Origin of the sequence: Saccharothrix luteola (assembly GCF_020859565.1) — a bacterium.
Classification (GTDB): domain Bacteria; phylum Actinomycetota; class Actinomycetes; order Mycobacteriales; family Pseudonocardiaceae; genus Actinosynnema; species Actinosynnema luteola.
In genome coordinates this window covers 1-17,244 of the sequence record NZ_JAJHUO010000015.1, presented here as the reverse complement: position 1 = coordinate 17,244, position 17,244 = coordinate 1, and the positions used below count along the sequence as shown (strand labels likewise).

At 72.7% G+C, this 17,244-nt stretch carries 14 protein-coding genes; 9 read left to right on the top strand and 5 right to left on the bottom strand.

The annotated features are described in order from the left end of the window. The first annotated feature begins 245 nt into the window (after window positions 1-245). Both LNK82_RS21155 and LNK82_RS21150 read left to right on the top strand, forming a co-directional pair. Window positions 246-1,841 (top strand): pectate lyase family protein, encoded by a 1,596-nt coding sequence (locus tag LNK82_RS21155; protein WP_230568767.1) that lies wholly within the window; start codon window positions 246-248, stop codon window positions 1,839-1,841. A gap of 146 nt (window positions 1,842-1,987) precedes the next feature. After that, on the top strand, window positions 1,988-2,497 hold the full coding sequence (locus tag LNK82_RS21150; protein WP_230568766.1) for an SgcJ/EcaC family oxidoreductase: 510 nt from the start codon (window positions 1,988-1,990) through the stop codon (window positions 2,495-2,497). Window positions 2,498-2,525: 28 nt separating this feature from the next. On the opposite strand, the gene LNK82_RS21145 is transcribed toward LNK82_RS21150, so the two are convergent. The 3 genes from LNK82_RS21145 to LNK82_RS21135 form a co-directional block, all read right to left on the bottom strand. After that, window positions 2,526-3,884, bottom strand: a complete 1,359-nt coding sequence (locus tag LNK82_RS21145) for a sensor histidine kinase (RefSeq protein WP_230568765.1) — start codon at window positions 3,882-3,884, stop codon at window positions 2,526-2,528. Next, a complete protein-coding gene (locus LNK82_RS21140) occupies window positions 3,881-4,552 on the bottom strand; it encodes a response regulator transcription factor (RefSeq protein ID WP_230568764.1) in 672 nt (223 codons plus the stop codon). Before LNK82_RS21140 ends, LNK82_RS21145 begins: the two co-directional genes overlap by 4 nt. 267 nt (window positions 4,553-4,819) lie before the next feature. Next, window positions 4,820-5,539, bottom strand: a complete 720-nt coding sequence (locus LNK82_RS21135; RefSeq protein ID WP_230568763.1) for an alpha/beta fold hydrolase — start codon at window positions 5,537-5,539, stop codon at window positions 4,820-4,822. Between the two features lie 150 nt (window positions 5,540-5,689). Here LNK82_RS21135 and LNK82_RS21130 point away from each other — a divergent pair, with 150 nt between their 5' ends. The 7 genes from LNK82_RS21130 to LNK82_RS21100 all read left to right on the top strand — a co-directional run bounded on the left by LNK82_RS21130 (window position 5,690) and on the right by LNK82_RS21100 (window position 15,498). Further along, window positions 5,690-7,180, top strand: a complete 1,491-nt coding sequence (locus tag LNK82_RS21130) for an alpha/beta fold hydrolase (protein ID WP_230568762.1) — start codon at window positions 5,690-5,692, stop codon at window positions 7,178-7,180. A 77-nt stretch (window positions 7,181-7,257) separates the two neighbouring features. Beyond that, window positions 7,258-7,569 (top strand): hypothetical protein, encoded by a 312-nt coding sequence (locus LNK82_RS21125; RefSeq protein ID WP_230568761.1) that lies wholly within the window; start codon window positions 7,258-7,260, stop codon window positions 7,567-7,569. 171 nt (window positions 7,570-7,740) lie between these two features. Continuing rightward, entirely contained in the window at window positions 7,741-8,616 is an 876-nt protein-coding gene (locus tag LNK82_RS21120; RefSeq protein ID WP_230568760.1) for an alpha/beta fold hydrolase, read from the top strand. A gap of 91 nt (window positions 8,617-8,707) precedes the next feature. After that, on the top strand, window positions 8,708-9,739 hold the full coding sequence (locus LNK82_RS21115) for a LacI family DNA-binding transcriptional regulator (RefSeq protein ID WP_230568759.1): 1,032 nt from the start codon (window positions 8,708-8,710) through the stop codon (window positions 9,737-9,739). Window positions 9,740-9,893: 154 nt separating this feature from the next. Then, window positions 9,894-12,044 (top strand): glycoside hydrolase family 36 protein, encoded by a 2,151-nt coding sequence (locus LNK82_RS21110; protein WP_230568758.1) that lies wholly within the window; start codon window positions 9,894-9,896, stop codon window positions 12,042-12,044. Continuing rightward, window positions 12,041-12,904, top strand: coding sequence for a carbohydrate ABC transporter permease (locus LNK82_RS21105; RefSeq protein WP_230568757.1), 864 nt, complete (start codon window positions 12,041-12,043; stop codon window positions 12,902-12,904). Before LNK82_RS21110 ends, LNK82_RS21105 begins: the two co-directional genes overlap by 4 nt. Window positions 12,905-12,918: 14 nt before the next feature. Then, window positions 12,919-15,498 (top strand): carbohydrate-binding protein, encoded by a 2,580-nt coding sequence (locus LNK82_RS21100; RefSeq protein ID WP_230568756.1) that lies wholly within the window; start codon window positions 12,919-12,921, stop codon window positions 15,496-15,498. A 3-nt stretch (window positions 15,499-15,501) separates the two neighbouring features. Here LNK82_RS21100 and LNK82_RS21095 read toward each other — a convergent pair whose 3' ends face one another. Together LNK82_RS21095 and LNK82_RS21090 are read right to left on the bottom strand one after the other, a co-directional pair. Next, a complete protein-coding gene (locus LNK82_RS21095) occupies window positions 15,502-16,431 on the bottom strand; it encodes an AEC family transporter (RefSeq protein WP_230568755.1) in 930 nt (309 codons plus the stop codon). A gap of 16 nt (window positions 16,432-16,447) precedes the next feature. Beyond that, the coding region (locus LNK82_RS21090) for a mandelate racemase/muconate lactonizing enzyme family protein (protein WP_230568754.1) at window positions 16,448-17,244 on the bottom strand (797 nt) is incomplete at its 5' end.

Here is a 17,244-nt window from a genome sequence, read left to right as displayed (position 1 = left end):
CGGATCGGTTTCCGAACCCGTCGCGTGATGTGGCGTTGACGTCCCGGAAACGAAGCCCTACCTTCGCCGCAAGGATTCGAAGCACTTTCGAGAGCGTGCCGCCAACCGCCGCCTCCGTTTGTCGGCAGCCGTCGCCCGAACGCGTCCACACCCACGTTCACCAGCGTGAACGCATTCACCACCGTGAACGCCGAAGGGTCGGCGGAATCGGGCGCAGAACGCCCGGTTCAGCACAGGAGGCTCCTTTGAGCAAGCACGGCAGATTAGCGTCGCTCGCCGCCGTGGCGAGCGCGTTCGTGGTCGCGGTGGCGGTTTTGCTGGTGCCTTCGGCATCGGCCGCGACGTTGTTCGACGACGACTTCGAGGACGGCAACGCGACCGGCTGGAGCTCGAGCGGCGGCAGCTGGACGGTGGTCGCCGACGGGTCGCGCGCCTGGCGCCAGTCCGGCACCAGCGCCGACGCCAGGGCGACCGCGGGCACGGTGTGGTCCGGCCAGTCGGTGCAGGCTCGGGTCAAGCCGACCGCGTTCAACGGCTCGAACCGGCACGTCGCCGTGACGGCCCGGGTGCAGAACACCGGCAACTACTACTACCTGGCCCTGTCCAACGCAGGCTTCGCGGTGCTCGGCAAGCGGGTCGGCGGCGGGCACACCGCCCTGGCCACCGCGCCGGTCGCCGTGGCCGTCGGCACCTGGCGCACGGTGCGGCTGGAGGTCTTCGGCAGCACGCTGCGCGGTTTCGTGGACGGCGCGCAGGTCGTCACGGCGACCGACACCACGTTCGGCAGCGGCCGGATCGGCCTGGCGACCTACTACGCGTCGGCGACGTTCGACGACGTGGTGGTGACCGACGTGGCCGGACCGGGCGGGCCGACGAGCACCACGACCACGACCACCACCTCGCAACAACCCGGCACGTGCGCCACGTCAGGGCGTCCGCAGGGGTTCGCCTCCGTCACCGCGTGGGGTCAGGGCGGCACGACCGGCGGCGCCGGCGGTCCCACGATCGAGGTCGACACGGCGGCGGAGTTCCTGGCCGCCATCGCCCAGGTCGGACCGCTGAACATCTGCGTGCGCGGCATGATCGCGCTGCCCGGGCCGATGCACGACGTCACGTCGGACAAGACGATCGTCGGCATCGGGTCGGCCTCCGGTCTCACCGGCGGCGGGCTGAACATCGGCCTGCCGGTCTCGAACGTCACCTCGCCGCCAGCCGACGCGGTGCGCAACGTCATCGTCCGCAACCTCGTGTTCCGCGACTGGGCCGACGACGCGATCAACGTGCAGATGTTCTCCCACCACGTGTGGATCGACCACAACGACCTGTCGAACGGGTACGACGGCGCGATCGACATCAAGCGCGGCTCCAGCTACGTCACCGTCTCGTGGAACCACACCCACAACCACAGCAAGAACATGCTGTTGGGCCACGACGACGGCAACGGCGCGCAGGACGTCGGCCGGCTCAAGGTGACCTATCACCACAACTGGTTCGACAGGACGCCGCAGCGCAACCCGCGCGTCCGGTTCGGCGAGCCGGTGCACGTGTTCAACAACTACTACCTCTACAACACCGACGTCGGCGTGGCGTGCCAGGCGGACTCGGGCTGCGTCGTCGAGGGCAACTACTTCGAGGACGTCGAGGAGCCGGTGAGCAACAACTACGCCGGTCCCGGCGGGCGGTGCGTGGCGCGGAACAACGTGTTCGCCGGTGAGTCGGGTCAGCCCGACTGCAGCGGCAGCGTGCAGGAGCCGCGCGACTACTACTCCTACACGCTGGACGACCCGAACACCGTGAAGGCCGCGGTCATGGCCGGGGCGGGCGTCGGCAAGGTCGGCTGACCGGCGACGGCGTGGCCGGCTCCCGGGTCGGCCACGCCGCTTTCTTGGCGGAACCCTTACCCGGCGTTGTCTTCCTCCTGTGCTGTCGCTTCCACACGTCACACGAAAGTGGAACGCGACATCCGCACCACCCGCAGGAGATGACGATGAGCAACGTTGGCCGCACCTGTTCCGGAGCGATCACCGCGGTGGCCCTGGCCGTCACGCTGACCGCGTGCGGCACGGCCTCAGGCAACGAGCAACCGACCACCGCCCCTGCCACCACCGCCGTCGCCGGGCCGTCCACGCAGGAGGTCGAGGCGCTGTTCGACACCTGGAACCGCGCGCTGGCCACCGGCGACCCGCAGCAGGTCGCCGATCTCTACGCGCCGGACGCCGTGCTGCTGCCGACGTTGTCGGACAACGTCCGCTCCGACCGCGCCGAGATCGTGGACTACTTCGAGCACTTCCTGGCCAACAAGCCCAGCGGCGAGATCCTGGAGTCGCACGTGGCGGTGCTCGGCCCGGACACGGCGATCGACGCGGGCGTCTACCGCTTCACCCTGGCCGCGAACGGCACGCAGGTCGACGCCCGCTACACGTTCGCCTACGAGCGCGTCGACGGCAAGTGGCTGATCGTCAACCACCACTCGTCGGCCATGCCCGAAGCGCACTGACCGGGCGCACTGACCGGGCGCACTGCGCTCAGGGTGCCCGCAGCACGATCCGCACGCACAGCCCTCCGTGCTCGCCCTCGTGCAGGCTCGCCGACCCGCCGTCGTCGGACACCAGCTGCTTGACGATCGCGAGCCCGAGGCCCGAGCCGGAGCGGCCCGTCAGCCCCGGGCCGCGCCAGAACCGGTCGAACGCGCGCTCGCGGTCGGCGGCCGGCAGGCCCGGACCCCGGTCGACCACCTCGATCACCGCCTTGCGGCCTTCCCGCCTGCTCACCACGGTGATCGCGGCGTGGTCCGGTGAGACGGCGAGCGCGTTGGACAGCACGTTGTCCAGCACCTGCTCCAGGTGACCGTGCCCGGTCAGGGCGCGCAGGTCGGGGTCGGCGGCGTCGTGCCGGAGCCGGATGCCGCGCTCCTCGGCGGCGGCCCGCCAGGTGTCGAACCGGCCCGCCACCACGTCGCCGATCCGGACGGGTTCCGGGGTGGCCACGGTGGACTCGGCCCTGGCGAGCGTGAGCAGGCCGTTGACCAGCCTGCTCATCCGCACCACCTCGGCGGTGGCGTGGTCGACGTCCTCGCGCACGTACGGGTCGTCCACGCCGTCGGCGATGTTGTCCAGCGACAGGCGCAGCGCGGTGAGGGGAGTGCGGAGCTGGTGGGAGGCGTCGCCGATGAACGCGCGCTGCGAGCCGACGAGGGTGCCGATGGTCTCCGTCGCGGTGTTGAGGGTGCCGGCGAGGGTCCGGGTCTCCGGCGGGCCGGTCTCCTCGACCCGCGCGGTGAGGTCACCGTCGCGCAGCCTGCCCGCCATCCGGTTGAGCTCGCGCAGCGGGCGGGTCAGCCGGCGGGCGAGCAAGAAGCCGACCACGGCCGCCGCGATCAGCACCGTGACGGCCAGGGCGGCGCGGAAACCCCAGATCTGCCACAGCCGGGTGCTCAGCGGACCGGACGGGTAGCTGATCCGGACCGCGCCGACGACCGCGCCGTCCGGGGACCTGGCGGGCACGGCCAGCACCAGGCCTTCCGCGCCGAGCGCCTCGGCCTCGCCCCACCTCAGGGACTCGCGGCCGTTCAACGCCTCGGTGAACGCGGGGTCGTCGGTGGCGGCGGGCAGCGGCAGCGGGTCGACGGCGGTGCGTGCGGCGGTCAGCACGTCCAACCGGCCCGGTGTCTGCCGCTGGTAGGCCTCGACCAGGCGGGCCAGCGCCTGGCGGGACGGCGCGTCGCCGGGCGCGAGGAGCAGCGCGGCCGTCTCCGCCTCCCGGCGGGCGGAGTTCTCCTCGTCGCGGTAGAGCTGGTCGGTGAGCGTGAACGCCACCGGGACGGTGAACGCGGCGATCGCCACCAGCACCAGCAGCACGTAGCTCGCGACCAGCTGGCGGATCACGTGAGCACCAACCGGAACCCGACTCCGCGCACGGTCTCCACGGCGACCGCGTCACCGAGCTTGCGGCGCAGCGCGCCCACGTGCACGTCGAGGGTCTTGGTCGGGCCGAACCAGTTGGCGTCCCACACCGCCTCCATGATCTGCTCGCGGGTGAACACCGCGCCGGGCGCTTCGGCGAGGAACGCCAGCAGGTCGTACTCCTTGGGCGTCAGGGTGATCTCGATGCCGTCGACGTGCACCCGTCGTGCCCGGCGGTCGATCGTGAGCCTGCTCGGCTGGGCGTCGGGCGACCGGGTGGCGTCGGGTTGGGGCAGCGCGGGCCGGACCCGCCGCAGCACCGCGCGCATCCGGGCGATCACCTCGCGGACGCCGAACGGCTTGGACACGTAGTCGTCCGCGCCGATCTCCAGGCCGACCACGCGGTCGGTCTCGTCGGCCCGCGCGCTGATCACGATGATCGGCACGTCGCCGCGGGCGCGCAGCTCCCGGCACACGTCCAGCCCGTCCATGTCCGGCAGGCCGAGGTCGACCAGCACGATGTCGGTCGGCTCCGCCGCCAGGGCCTCGGCCCCGGTGCGCACCCACTCGACGTCGAACCCGTACCTGGCCAACCCCCGCGTGAGGGACTCGGCGATCGGCTCGTCGTCCTCCACCAGCAACACCCGCATGCCCGAAATCCTTCCACCACCGCGCGTGTCGAACCTCCCGGTCCCGCGTGTCGAACGCTCAGGCCCCGCGTGTCGAACGCTCGCGTCCCGCGTGTCGTCCACTCAGGACCCCCGAATTCCACGTTCGGGACACGGCCGAGCGGTCCGGGGCGAACCTGAACGTAGAACTCGGGGGTCCTGGAGGTTCGACACGCGGGTCCTGAAGGTTCGACACGCCGGTCCTGGAGGTTCGACACGCGGGACGCGAGCGTTCGACACGCGCGGGGGTTAAGAGATGGCGGTGACGGCGGCGAGGATCTGGTCGGCCACCTCGGTCGGGCGGGAGAGGGCGATGGCGTGCGAGGCCTCCACCTCGACGGTGGTCGAGCCGAGCCGGTCCGCGGCGGCGCGCTGCGAGTCCGGGTGGATGGCGTTGTCCGCGGTCGCCACCACGAACCACGACGGCAGGGTCTTCCACGCGGGCTCGACGGACAGCGGCTCGCCGAGGGCGCGGGCCGCGATCGGGCGCTGGCTGACCGCCGCGGTGGCGGTGACCGAGTCCGGCAGGTCGGCGGCGAACACGCTCGCGAACGCGTCACGGCGGATCGTGAACTCCGTGTCGCTGCCGTCGCCGTCCGGGAACTGCTGCGGCACCAGCGACGTGTTCAGCTCCACCGGCGGGAAGCTCTCGACCGAGCTCAACGCGCTGTCGCCCTTGTCCACGCCGAACGACGCCACGTACACCAGCGCCTTGGCGTTCGGCGCCTTGGTGGCGGCGTGCGTGATCACCGGGCCGCCGTACGAGTGGCCGACCAGCACGACCGGCCCGTCCACCTGCCCGGCGACGCTCGCCACGTAGTCGCCGTCGTGCGCCAGCCCGCGCAACGGGTTGCTCACCGCGAGCGCCTCCACGCCACGCGCCCGCAGCAGGTCGATCACCTCGGCCCAGCTGGACCCGTCGGCGAACGCGCCGTGTACCAGGACGACGGTGGGGTTCTGGCCGGTCATCGTGTGCTCCTCGGTTCGTCTTGCGGGGTGATGCCATAAAGCTAGTACCCGATTAAATTGTGCACAAGGTACCTGCAACGTGACGATCTTCACCCTCGCTCGTTGGACCCACCGCGCGATCGACGCGCCCTGATCGACCGGAGGAACCCGATGCGCCTGGTGATCGCACTCGTCGTCGCGGCCGTCGCCGTGACCCCTCCCGCCGCCGCGAGCGCCGATCACCCCGCGCCGGAGGACGTCTGCGTCGCGAGCGTGCCGGAGACCGATCCGCTGGAGCCCGGACCGGTGAGCATCTGCGTCAGCGTCTTCAAGCCCGCCACCGCCTCCCGCGACCACCGGGCGCCGGTGCTCCTGCACAGCCACGGCTGGGGCGGCAGCCGCACGTCCGCGCCCGGCTCGTTCCGGCGGTACCTGGACGCGGGGTTCGGCGTGGTCAGCATCGACCAGCGCGGTTTCGGCGAGAGCGGCGGCAAGGCGCACGTGGAGGATCCCGCGTTCGAGGGCGAGGACGTCATCCGGGTGATCGACCACGTCGCCGCGCTGGACTGGGTCCGCACGAGCGGTCCGGGCGACCCGGTCCTCGGCGCCGTCGGCGGCTCCTACGGCGGCGGCTTCCAGTTCGCGGGCGCGTTCACCGAGATCATGAAGACCGGCCGCACCCGGTTCGACGCCCTCGCGCCCCAGATCACCTGGCACTCGCTGAACGACAGCCTCGCCCCGCGCGACGTCGTCCGCACCACGTGGGTCACCGCCCTGTACGCCGCCGCGCTCGACGCGCACACCTCGACGCTGCACGCCGGCTACGCCGAGGGCCTGCTCACCGGCAACTGGCCCACCACCATGGACGGGTTCTTCCGCGACAACGGCCCGGCGCACCACGTCGCCGCCGGCCGCCGGCTGGACATCCCGGTGCTGCTGCGCCAGGGCATCAGCGACAACCTGTTCCCGCTCGACCAGGCGATCGACAACTTCGACCGCGCCCTGACCCCGCGTGCCCGCGCGAACAGCCTGCTCATCGGCTACAACGGCGGTCACGCACTGCCCAACGCCATCCCCGCCGGGCACGCCGTCGCGGGTGACGCGTGCTCCACGAGTCACGGCGGCTACGACGACCTCGAACTGCGGTTCCTGGCCGAGAACCTGCAAGGCGCGCCGCGCACGATCACCGGCCACGGCCGCTACCAGCTCATGACCGCCGAGGGCGGCTGCGTCACGGTGGACTCCGTCGCGCCGACCACCACCGCCGCCCTGCCGGACATCGTCACCACGGCCGGCGTCGGCCTGCCCCAGGCGATCAAGATCGCGGACGGCCCGCTCACCGTCGCCGGGTCGCCGACGCTCGACGCCGTCGTCAGCACGCTCGGCCTCGACAGCCGCGCGTTCTTCGCCCTCAGCGCCGGCACGTCGCCGTTGACCGCCAAGGTGATCCAGAACAACGTGCTGCCGCACCGCGAGCCGAGCCTGAACCCGGGCACCCGCCGCACGATCGAGCTGCCGGCGGTCGCCGCGACGGTCCCGGCCGGCCAGTCGCTGTTCCTCACCGTCACCCCGATCTCGGACATGTTCCTCCTGCACGGCAGCCGCACGCCGAGCGCGATGGTGCTGCGGGACGTCACCGTGCGCCTGCCCGTCCGCGGCTAGTGGCGCGTCTGCGACATCCGGTAGAACCGCGCGGTCAGGCGTTCACGGGACGTCGGTGGCCGAGTAGCGTCGTGGCCATGGCCGAGGAGCGGTCGCCCGGTCCGGGCATCGGGCAGCGCGTGGGCGGTGTGGTCATGATCGCGGTCGGCGTCGGCCTGCTGGTCCTCGCCGTCTTCACCGCGGCGGGCGGGATCCGCATCGAGAACGGCGCGGGTGAGCCCATACAGCACGTCCTGTGGATCCGGCTCCTGTTCACCCTCCTCACCCTCGTCTTCGCCGGCTCCTTCGTGGCCGCCGGCGTCGAATTCTTCACCGGCCGCTCGAAGACGTCCGAGGGTGGAGGCACCTCTTCGAGGCAGAGCGGCGTGTGGATCGACCCCGGCGACTGAGCGGTCCGGGCTTCCCGAGGGGGCCCGAGCTCGGTTCGCCGTTGCGGTGGACGAACAGTCCCCGAACCTCCGGCCGGCCGTGCCGCCGGCGGACCTGGGAGCGTGGGTGGGCTCCACGCGACCCCATCGGTGGGCGCCGTCCCCGCCGGTCACGGCGCTAGGTTCGAGGTCATGGACTTCGAGGAGATCGTGATCGAGACCGATCGGCTCGACTTCCCGGCGCTCGCGGCGGGCGACGGGCCGGTGGTCGTGTGCTGGCACGGGTTCCCCGACCACCCGGCCACGTTCGGGCCGCTCGCCGAGCACCTGGTCGCCGCCGGCCGCCGGGTGGTGGCGCCGTTCCTGCGCGGCCACCACCCGACGACCGCGGACCGGATGACCCACGCCGACGGCATCACGCTCGCCGCCGACGCGGAGGCGGTCGCGCGGGCCCTGTCCCCGGACGCCGGGATCGACCTGATCGGGCACGACGTCGGCGCGGGCGTGGTGGGTCGGCTGGCGGCGGCGTGGCCGGATCGGGTGCGGCACGCGGTCACGATGGCCGTGCCGCCGCCGAGGACGCTGGGCCCGGTGCTCCGCGATCCCGCGCAGCAGCAACGGTTCTTCTACCTGTGGCTGTTCCAGGTGCCCGGTGTCGCCGAGTCGGTGCTGGAAAGCGACCGCGGCCTGGTCGACTACCTGTGGTCCACCTGGTCGCCCGGCCTCGACCCCGGCGAGCACCGCGCCCGCGTGCACGCGATGTACGGCGACCCGGCCGTGCTGCGCAACGTCCTGCGGATCTACCGCAGCAACTTCGACCGGTCGCTGCACGACCCGGACCTCGCCGCCCTGGCCGCCAGGACCGAGGCGCCGGCCGACGTCCCGATGCTCGTCCTCGCCGGCGAGGACGACGGCTGCATCGCGCCGGAGCACTTCGCCGACGCCGCCACCGGCCTCGCGGAAGGGTCCTCGGTGCGGGTCCTGCCCGACGCCGGCCACTTCATGCACCTCGACCGGCCCGACGAGGTCGCGCGGCTCGTGCTCGGCTGGTTCAGCCGCCACCCCTGAGCCGAGGCCGCCGCGAGCGACCCCTCGACGAGGTTTTGACGTGGTCGTCGGAGGCGATCACGATGACGGGGTGACAGGACGATCTCCCGGCGTGCCCGCTCGGAAGCGCGGGCGGGAGGCCGCGCCCAGCATCCGCGACGTGGCGGCGGCCGCGGGCGTCTCGTACCAGACCGTGTCACGCGTGCTCAACGAGTCGCCCAACGTCAACCCCGGCACCCGCCGGCAGGTGCTCGACGTGATCGAGCGGCTCGGGTACCGGCCCAACCGGGCCGCCCGGGCGCTGGGCTCGGGCCGGGCCGGCGCGGTGACGGTGGTCATCGCCGACACCACGCTCTACGGGTACGCGGCCACGTTGCGGGGCATCGAGGAAGCCGCACGCCTGAAAGGGCTCGCGGTCGGCGTCAGGGTGGTCGAGTCGAACCGCCCCGCGGACGTCCGGCACGCGGTCGAGTACGTGAGCGATCCCAACGCGGGCGGCATCGTCGTGATCGCCTTCGACGCCGCCGGCGCGGGCGTCCTGCGTGCGCTGCCCGCCGCCGTGCCCGCCGTGGCCGCGACCGAGGCGGGTGGCCTGACCGGCACCGGGCGGGCCATGATCTTCCTGGACGAACGGCAGGCCGCCGCCGACGCGACCGCATACCTGTTGTCCTTGGGCCACCGCACGGTGCACCACGTCGCGATCCCGTCGGAGACCGGCACGAGCGCCCGCCAGAGCGGGTGGCGCGACGCGCTGCGGGAGGTGGGCGCGCCGGTGCCGCCGGTGGTGCCCGTCGAGTGGGACGTGCGGTCGGCCTACCTCGCGGGACGGCGGCTGGCGGCCGACCCGGGCGTCACCGCGATCCTGTGCGGCAACGACGACACCGCGATGGCGGTCCGCCGCGCCCTGCACGAAGCCGGCCGGGACGTCCCGGGCGACGTCAGCATCATCGGCTTCGACGACGTGCCCGGCGCGGCCTACTGGACGCCCGCGCTCACCACGGTCCGGATGGACTTCGTGGCGCTGGGCCGTGCGTGCCTGGCGGCGCTGGTGGCCGAGGTGGCCGGCGTGCCGCGGCCCGCCGTCGACCTCGCGGCGCCGTCCCTCGTGGTCCGCGAGTCGACCGCCCCGCCGCCCGGTCGTTGAGAACCCGTCCACCGCGATGTCGGTAACAACAAGATAACGCGGTCTTTTCGCCTGTTCGTGTGACCGGTCACACTCGGCGTCGTCATGTGACCGGTCACATGACCTTGATCAGCACGGATGCCGGCCTGCCGCCGAACCCACGACAGGGAGAACCGTGATCTCATCGGAGTCCGCCACGAGTGTGGTCTGGGGCCATTCGGCGTTGGAACTCGTCGTGGACGTGTCCCCGGACGGCCCGGTCGGCGTCCGCACGCTGGCCGCCGGGCCGCGGGCCGAGCACCCCAGGGCGACGCAGCCGCTGGTGGAGCTGATGGTCGCCGGCGAGGGCCGGGCCCGCGCCTCGCACCGGTTCTCCGACACCGCGCTCGGCGCGCGCATGGTCTACGCCGGCTCCGCCCGCACGCGGGACGGCAAGTGGAGCGAGCTGCACGTGGACGTGCGCGACGAGCGGACCGGGCTGCTCGCGCGGACGACGTTCCGGTCGGTCGACGGCGTCGCGGCCTGCCAGGTCCGCACCACCGTGACCAACCGGGGTGACGTCCCGGTGCTGCTGCACGGCGTCACGTCGTTCGCCGCGGGCTTCCCCGGCGCCGAGGTCGGCGACGTCGAGCTGCTGCGCGGCGAGAGCGAGTGGCTGGGCGAGGGCCGGTGGACGCGCCACCCGCTGCGCGACGGCGTGACCCCCGACCTCAACCTCCGGTTGCACGGCCAACCAGGTCGGGGTCGGTTCGCCGCCGTGAGCACGGGCACGTGGTCCACCGGCACGCACCTGCCGACGGCGGGGCTCGCGGACCGCCGGACCGGTCAGGCGTGGCTGTGGCAGGTGGAGCACAACGGCGCGTGGCGGTGGGAGGTCGGTGAACGGCTGGACGGCGCGTACGTGGCGTTGCTCGGGCCGACGGACGTCGACCACCAGTGGCAGCACTTCCTGCTGCCCGGCGAGGCGTTCACCACCGTGCCCGTGTCGGTGGCCGTGTCGGAGTCCGGTGTGGACGGTGCGGTCGCCGCGCTGACCGCCCACCGGCGTGAGCTCGTCCGCCCGCACCCCGACCGGTCCGCCCTGCCGGTGGTGTTCAACGACTACATGAACACGCTGATGGGCGATCCGACCACGGCGAAGCTGCTGCCGCTGGTCGACGCCGCCGCCGACGTCGGCGCGGAGGTGTTCTGCGTCGACGCGGGCTGGTACGACAACGGCACGAGCTGGTGGGACGCCGTCGGCGAGTGGCGGCCGTCGGAGACCAGGTTCCCGCGCGGCATCGCCGAGGTGCTCACCCGCATCCGGGAGCGCGGCATGGTGCCCGGCCTGTGGCTGGAGCCGGAGGTGATCGGGGTGCGCAGCCCGATGGCCGACAAGCTCCCGGCCGCCGCGTTCCTCCAACGCGGCGGCGTCCGGCTGGTCGAGCACGACCGGTACGTGCTCGACCTGCGCCACCCGAGCGCGGTCGCGCACCTGGACGACGTGGTCGACCGGCTGGTCGAGGACCTCGGCGTCGGCTACTTCAAGCTCGACTACAACGTCGACCCGGGCACTGGTACGGACTTCGCCGCCGACAGCGCGGGCGCGGGCCTGCTCGCGCACAACCGGGCCCACCTGGAGTGGCTGGACCGGCTCCTGGACCGGCACCCCGACCTGATCCTGGAGAACTGCGCGTCCGGCGCGATGCGCATGGATTACGCGCTGCTGTCCCGGATGCAGCTGCAATCCACCAGCGACCAGCAGGACCCCCTGCGCTACCCGCCGATCGCGGTGTCGGCGCCGATGTCGGTCCTCCCGGAGCAGTCGGCGAGCTGGGCCTACCCCCAACCGGACATGGCGGAGGAGCTGTTCGCCTACACCGTGTGCACGGGGATGCTCGGCCGGCTCTACCTGTCGGGGCGGCTGGACCTCATGGACCCCGGCCGGCTGCGGTCCGTGCGCGACGCGGTGCGGGTGTTCCGGGAGATCCGCGCGGACCTGGCGGTGGCGGCGCCGGTGTGGCCGCTGGGGCTGCCCGCGTGGAGCGATCCGTGGCTCAGCCTGGGCCTCAGGTCCGGTGACGTCACGCACCTGGCCGTGTGGCGGCGCGACGGCGCGGGCCCGGACGTGACGCTGTCCCTGCCGCACCTGCGCGGCAGGTCGGTCGACGTCGACGTGCTCTACCCACGTGAGCTGCCCGCGTGGAGCCATTCCTGGGACCAGGGCACGGGTTCGCTCACCCTGGCTCCCGCGCACCACGACACCGCCTCCGCGCGGCTCTTCCGGATCGCACCAGGCGGAGGACGAGGACCGGCCACCCCACCCACCGGAGGAACAGCACGATGAACGGATGGATCCGCGTCGCCTCCGCGGCGGCGCTCGCGCTCGGCCTCGCGGCGTGCAGGCTGCAACCGTTCGTCGTGACGGCGCTCGTGGTGAGCCTCATCGGGATCCCGCTGTGGCTGGTGGCGGTGACGGCCGGCAAGTCGCAGGGCGAGGCGCTCACGCCCGACCTCTCGCTGCCGACCGAGTGGCAGCTTCTGGAGAACCTGAAGACGGTCTGGGGCGACGGCGAGGTGCCGGCCGCGTTCCTGGGCAGCCTGGTCGTGGTCGTGCCCACGGTCTTCGGCGTGCTGGTCTTCGGGTCGATGGCCGCGTGGGTCCTGGCCCGCCGTGCCACCCGGCTCACCGCGGTGCTGTACGCGTTGGGGATCAGCGGGATCGTGCTGCCGCCGGCCGCCGTCACGGTGGTGCTGCTGCTGCGCCAACTCGGCCTGGCGGGCAGCGCGGGCGGCATGATCGGGGTCTACCTCGGCATCCACCTGTCCACGGTGATCTTCTTCGTCACCGGGTTCGTGCGGACGATCCCGGTGTCGCTGGAGGAGGCCGCCCAGCTCGACGGCGCGGGCCCGGTCACGGTGTTCCGCCGCGTCGTCCTGCCGATGCTGCGGCCGGTGCCGGCGACCGCCACCATCCTCATCTGCCTCTACGTGTGGAACGACGTCTTCCACGCGTTCTTCGTGGTCGGCGGGAGGCTTGACACGTTGCCGCTCAACCTGTTCCGGGTCGCCAGTGCCGGCCTGCACCTCGACAACCGGCACCTGATCTTCGCCTACGTGATCTCGATGAGCCTGCCGCTGGTCGCCGTCCTGGCGGTCGCGCAGCGACGGATCATCTCCGGCATCACCAGCGGCGCCGTCAAGTGACAAAAGGAGCGTTGATGCGACACCCCTTCCTGGCGGGCACGATGGCCGCCGCGATGGTCCTCGGCACCTCGACCGCGGTCTCGGCGCGGAGGTCGTCGGCCGAGACGTTGCGCGTCGACCTGGACTCGCCGACGGGCGCGTTCCACGGCGGCGCCACCGGCATCCTCTACGGCCTCGGCGACCCCGGCGTCCCGTCGCACGACCTCATCGCCGGCATGCGCCCGCGCACGGTCTCGCAGAAGGCGCCGGACGGCGAGCAGCACCCCAACGGCGACGCGTTGCAGGTCGCGGACGGGTACTTCGCGGCCGGAGGCACCGACGTGCACATCTACGCGCAGGACGTGTACAGCGCATGGCCCTACCAGGACCTGGGGATCGACGACTACATCGCGCGGTTGCGGCCCCAGTTGGAGAAGGTCGCCGCACGGCCGGACCGCGACCGGTTCGTGTGGACGATCTTCAACGAGCCGGACTGGATCTGGTACGGGGACTGGGCTGCGGACAAGGACGAGTTCCTGGCCGACTGGACCAGGGTCTACCGGCTGGTGAAGTCCGTGCTGCCCGATGCCCGCATCACCGGCCCCGGCGAGACGCGGTACCGCCCGGACCACCTGCGTGACCTGCTCGCCCACGCCAAGGCCGACGACGTGCTGCCCGACATCGTCACCTGGCACGAGCTGGGCCCCGACTCCCTGACCACCTACCGCGAGCACTACGAGGACTACCGGAACCTGGAACGGGAACTCGGCATCGCGCCGCGGCCGATCAACATCAACGAGTACTCCAACCGGCGTGACACCTCCGTGCCCGGCCAGCTGGTCCAGTGGATCGCCATGCTGGAGGAGACCAAGGTGGACGGCCAGATGGCGTTCTGGACGATGGCGGGCAACCTCAGCGACCACGCCGTGCGCGCCGGCCGCGCCAACGGCGGCTGGTGGCTGACGAAGTGGTACGCCGACCTGTCCGGCGACACGGTCCGCGTCACGCCCCCGCGGCCGAGCACCAGGGACACGTTGCAGGGCCTGGCCGCCTACGACCGGGGCGACGCCAAGGCGACCGTCCTGCTCGGCGGGACGGCGGACGCGGTGGACGTCGCCGTGACGGGCCTGGACCGGCGGGTGTTCGGCGACCGGGTCGACGTGCGGGTCGCCAAGACCACCTGGTCGGGCTACGAGGGTGACGCCGGACAGCCGTCCGTCGTCAGCGCGGCGCGCGTCCGCGTGGTCGACGGCAAGGCGACGATCGCGGTGCCCGGCGGCGACCCGCTGGCCGCCTACCAGGTCGTGGTCACCAGGGCGGGCCCCGGCGCCCCGCCCGCCGCCGACGCGCCGTGGCAGGCGAGCCACGAAGCCGAGTCCGGCACGGTCGAGCACGCCGTCGTCGTCACCCAGGACGACGGCTCGGGCTCGCCCGACATGGCCCAGCGCTACACCACGTCGGGCCGCAAGGACGTCGGCTCCATGAAGGACCCCGCCTCGCGCGTCACGGTCGACGTGGACGTGCCGCGTGACGGCACGTACCGGCTCGGGGTGTTCTACGGCACCGGCGGGGTCGTCGGCCGGCAGGCGCTGTACGTCGACGACGCGCACGTGGGCGACCTGACGTTCCCGGCGACGCTGAACTGGGTCTACCGCGGCCGGCTCGACACGGCGATCGCGCTCACCGCGGGCAGGCACCGCGTCTCGTTGCGCACCAGCGGCCCCGACGGCTTCCTCGGCGGCCCGTCCGACATCACGCTGGACCGGTTCGACCTGACCGAGGTCACCGGTCCCGAGAGGACGGTCTACCCGCTCACCGAGTCGCGCCGGTCCGGTGGCACGGTCGACCGCGGCGCCCGCGCGGTCCAGGTCGCCGCACCCGGCGCGGTCGTCCTCGGCCCCGGTGACACCGTGGCCACGTACGTGTCCGCCGCCGAGGACGGCTACTACGAGCTGTCCACCACGTGGCTCGGTGCCGGCCGCAGCGCGCTCGGCCTCGCGCTGTCCGGACGACGGGTGCCCGACCTGACCGCCGACCGGGCCGGCGCGTGGTCGGGCCGCGTCACGGCGCACCTCAAGGCGGGCATCACGGAGGTCGTCCTGTCGAACGAGAGCCGCACACCGCTCGTGCTCGGCACGCTGACCTCCGTGCGCGACGCCGGGTCCGACGGCCGTGCGGTCCGCGTCGAAGCCGAGTCCGGTCGGCTCGCCGGGGGAGCGGTGGTGACCTCCGGGCCGTGGGCCTCCGGGGGCTCGTACGTCGGCCGGCTGGGCAACGGCGGCACGCTGACCGTCGATCGCCCGGCGGCGTTCGGGGCCGGCCAGTACAACCTGACCGTCGCCTACGCGCAGGCCGAGAAGAACACCGGGCACCCGTACAACACCGACACCATCACCCGGACGCTCGTCGCCACCGAGGAAGGCGGCCACGCCACGAGCGCGCCGTACCGCCACAACTACACCTGGGACGGCTTCTGGCCGGAGACCTCGCCGATCGACCTGGTCACCGACGACGGCGCGCTCACGTTCGGCAACCCCGCCGCCTGGGGCCCGAACGTCGACTGGGTCCAGCTCGCGCCGCTCGTCGTGGCGTCCTCGGTGAAGCCATTGCGCTGAAGCTCAGCCGAGCACGATGGCGAGGCCGGTCAGGACCGGCACCGAGAGGATGGTGGTGAGCAGCACGACGTCGCGGGCGAGTTCGGCGCCCCGGTCGTAGGCCGTGGCGTAGACGAACACGTTCTGCGCGGTGGGCAGCGCCGAGGCGATGGTGACGGCCAGCAGTGCCGGGTCGTCCAGGCGGACCACCCAACGACCGAGGGCGTAGGCCAACGCGGGCTGCACCACCGTCTTCAGCACCACGACCAGCCACACCTGGCCGGCCGTGCCGCCGGACGCCGGGCGTGGCGCGCCGTGCAGGCTCGCGCCGTAGGCGAGCAGGGCGGCCGGCACGGCGAGGTCGGCGAGGAGCTCGACCGGCCGCAGCACCGGCGCGGGCGGCAGCCGGCCGACCGCGGCGAGCGCCAGGCCGAGGGCGCAGCCGATCACCAGGGGCGTGCGCAGCGGCTGGGTCAGCAGTCGTGTGCGGGACGGTGCCCCCTGGCCGGGATCGCGTGACGCGGCCAGCACGGTCAGCCCGATCGGCGCCAGGACCAGCACCTGGAACAGCAGGACCGGGGCCACGAGCGAGGCGTCGCCGAGCACGTACACGGCGATGGCGACGCCGAGGTTGCCCGCGTTGACGTAGGACGAGGCGAGCGCGCCGGTGGCGAGGTGACCGGCGCCCGGCTGCCACCGCCACCGCGCGACGGCGAGGTAGAGCAGGGCGCACGCCACCGCGCTGCCCGCCGTGGCGACCAGCGTGGTCGACAGCAGCACGGCCGGGTCCGCCTCGGCGAGGGTGAGCAGCAGCAGCGCCGGCGTCGCGATGAAGTACGACAGCCGGGACAGCACACCGGCCGCGCCCTCGCCCAGGACGCGGGCGCGGCCGGCGATCCAACCGACCGCGATCACCGCGACGAGGGTGGCGAAACCGGCCAGGACCGCGTTCACCTGGCGTTCGCCCGCGTCACCGGGGCGCGTCGACCGCGGCCGTCTCGACGGTCCAGGCGCGGGTCTGGTCGGCGAGGGTGATGCCGAGCCCCGGCCGGTCGGACAGGTGCATGCGCCCGTCCCGGGTCTCCAGGCGTTCGTTGAACAGGGGGTGCAGCCAGTCGAAGTGCTCCACCCAGGGTTCGCGGGGGTAGGCGGCGGCGAGGTGGACGTGGATCTCCATGGCGAAGTGGGGCGCCAACTGGAGGTGGTGGTGGTCGGCGAGGGTGGCGAGCGTGAGGAACTGGGTGATCCCGCCGACCCGGGGCGCGTCCGGTTGCAGCACGTCCACGGCGCCGGCGCGGATCAGCTCGTAGTGCTCGGCGACGCTGGTGAGCATCTCGCCGGAGGCGACCGCCGTGGTCAGCGACCGGGCCAGCTCCGCGTGCCCCTCGACGTCGTAGGCGTCCAGTGGCTCCTCGATCCAGACCAGGTCGAACTCCTCCAGCGCCCGGCCGACCCGCTGGGCGGTGGGGCGGTCCCACTGCTGGTTGGCGTCGACCATCAACGGCACGCCGTCGCCGAGGTGCTCGCGGACGGCGGCGACCCGGCGCAGGTCCTCCGACCGGTCCGGCAGGCCCACCTTGATCTTGATCGCGCCGACGCCGGACTCCAGCGTGCGGGTGGCGTTGTCCTTGATCTGCTCGACGGTCTCGTGCAGGAAGCCGCCGGAGGTGTCGTAGCAGCGCACGGAGTCGCGGTGCGCGCCGAGCAACTTCGCCAACGGCAGGTTCGCGCGTCTGGCCTTGAGGTCCCACAGCGCGATGTCGAACG

Excerpts from the sequence above, each read along its gene's own strand:
- LNK82_RS21100 (WP_230568756.1), top strand. The coding sequence starts at position 12,919 with ATGCGACACCCCTTCCTGGCGGGCACGATGGCCGCCGCGATGGTCCTC.
- LNK82_RS21150 (WP_230568766.1), top strand. The coding sequence starts at position 1,988 with ATGAGCAACGTTGGCCGCACCTGTTCCGGAGCGATCACCGCGGTGGCC.
- LNK82_RS21105 (WP_230568757.1), top strand. The coding sequence starts at position 12,041 with ATGAACGGATGGATCCGCGTCGCCTCCGCGGCGGCGCTCGCGCTCGGC.
- LNK82_RS21135 (WP_230568763.1), bottom strand. The coding sequence starts at position 5,539 with ATGACCGGCCAGAACCCCACCGTCGTCCTGGTACACGGCGCGTTCGCC.
- LNK82_RS21130 (WP_230568762.1), top strand. The coding sequence starts at position 5,690 with ATGCGCCTGGTGATCGCACTCGTCGTCGCGGCCGTCGCCGTGACCCCT.
- LNK82_RS21125 (WP_230568761.1), top strand. The coding sequence starts at position 7,258 with ATGGCCGAGGAGCGGTCGCCCGGTCCGGGCATCGGGCAGCGCGTGGGC.
- LNK82_RS21140 (WP_230568764.1), bottom strand. The coding sequence starts at position 4,552 with ATGCGGGTGTTGCTGGTGGAGGACGACGAGCCGATCGCCGAGTCCCTC.
- LNK82_RS21120 (WP_230568760.1), top strand. The coding sequence starts at position 7,741 with ATGGACTTCGAGGAGATCGTGATCGAGACCGATCGGCTCGACTTCCCG.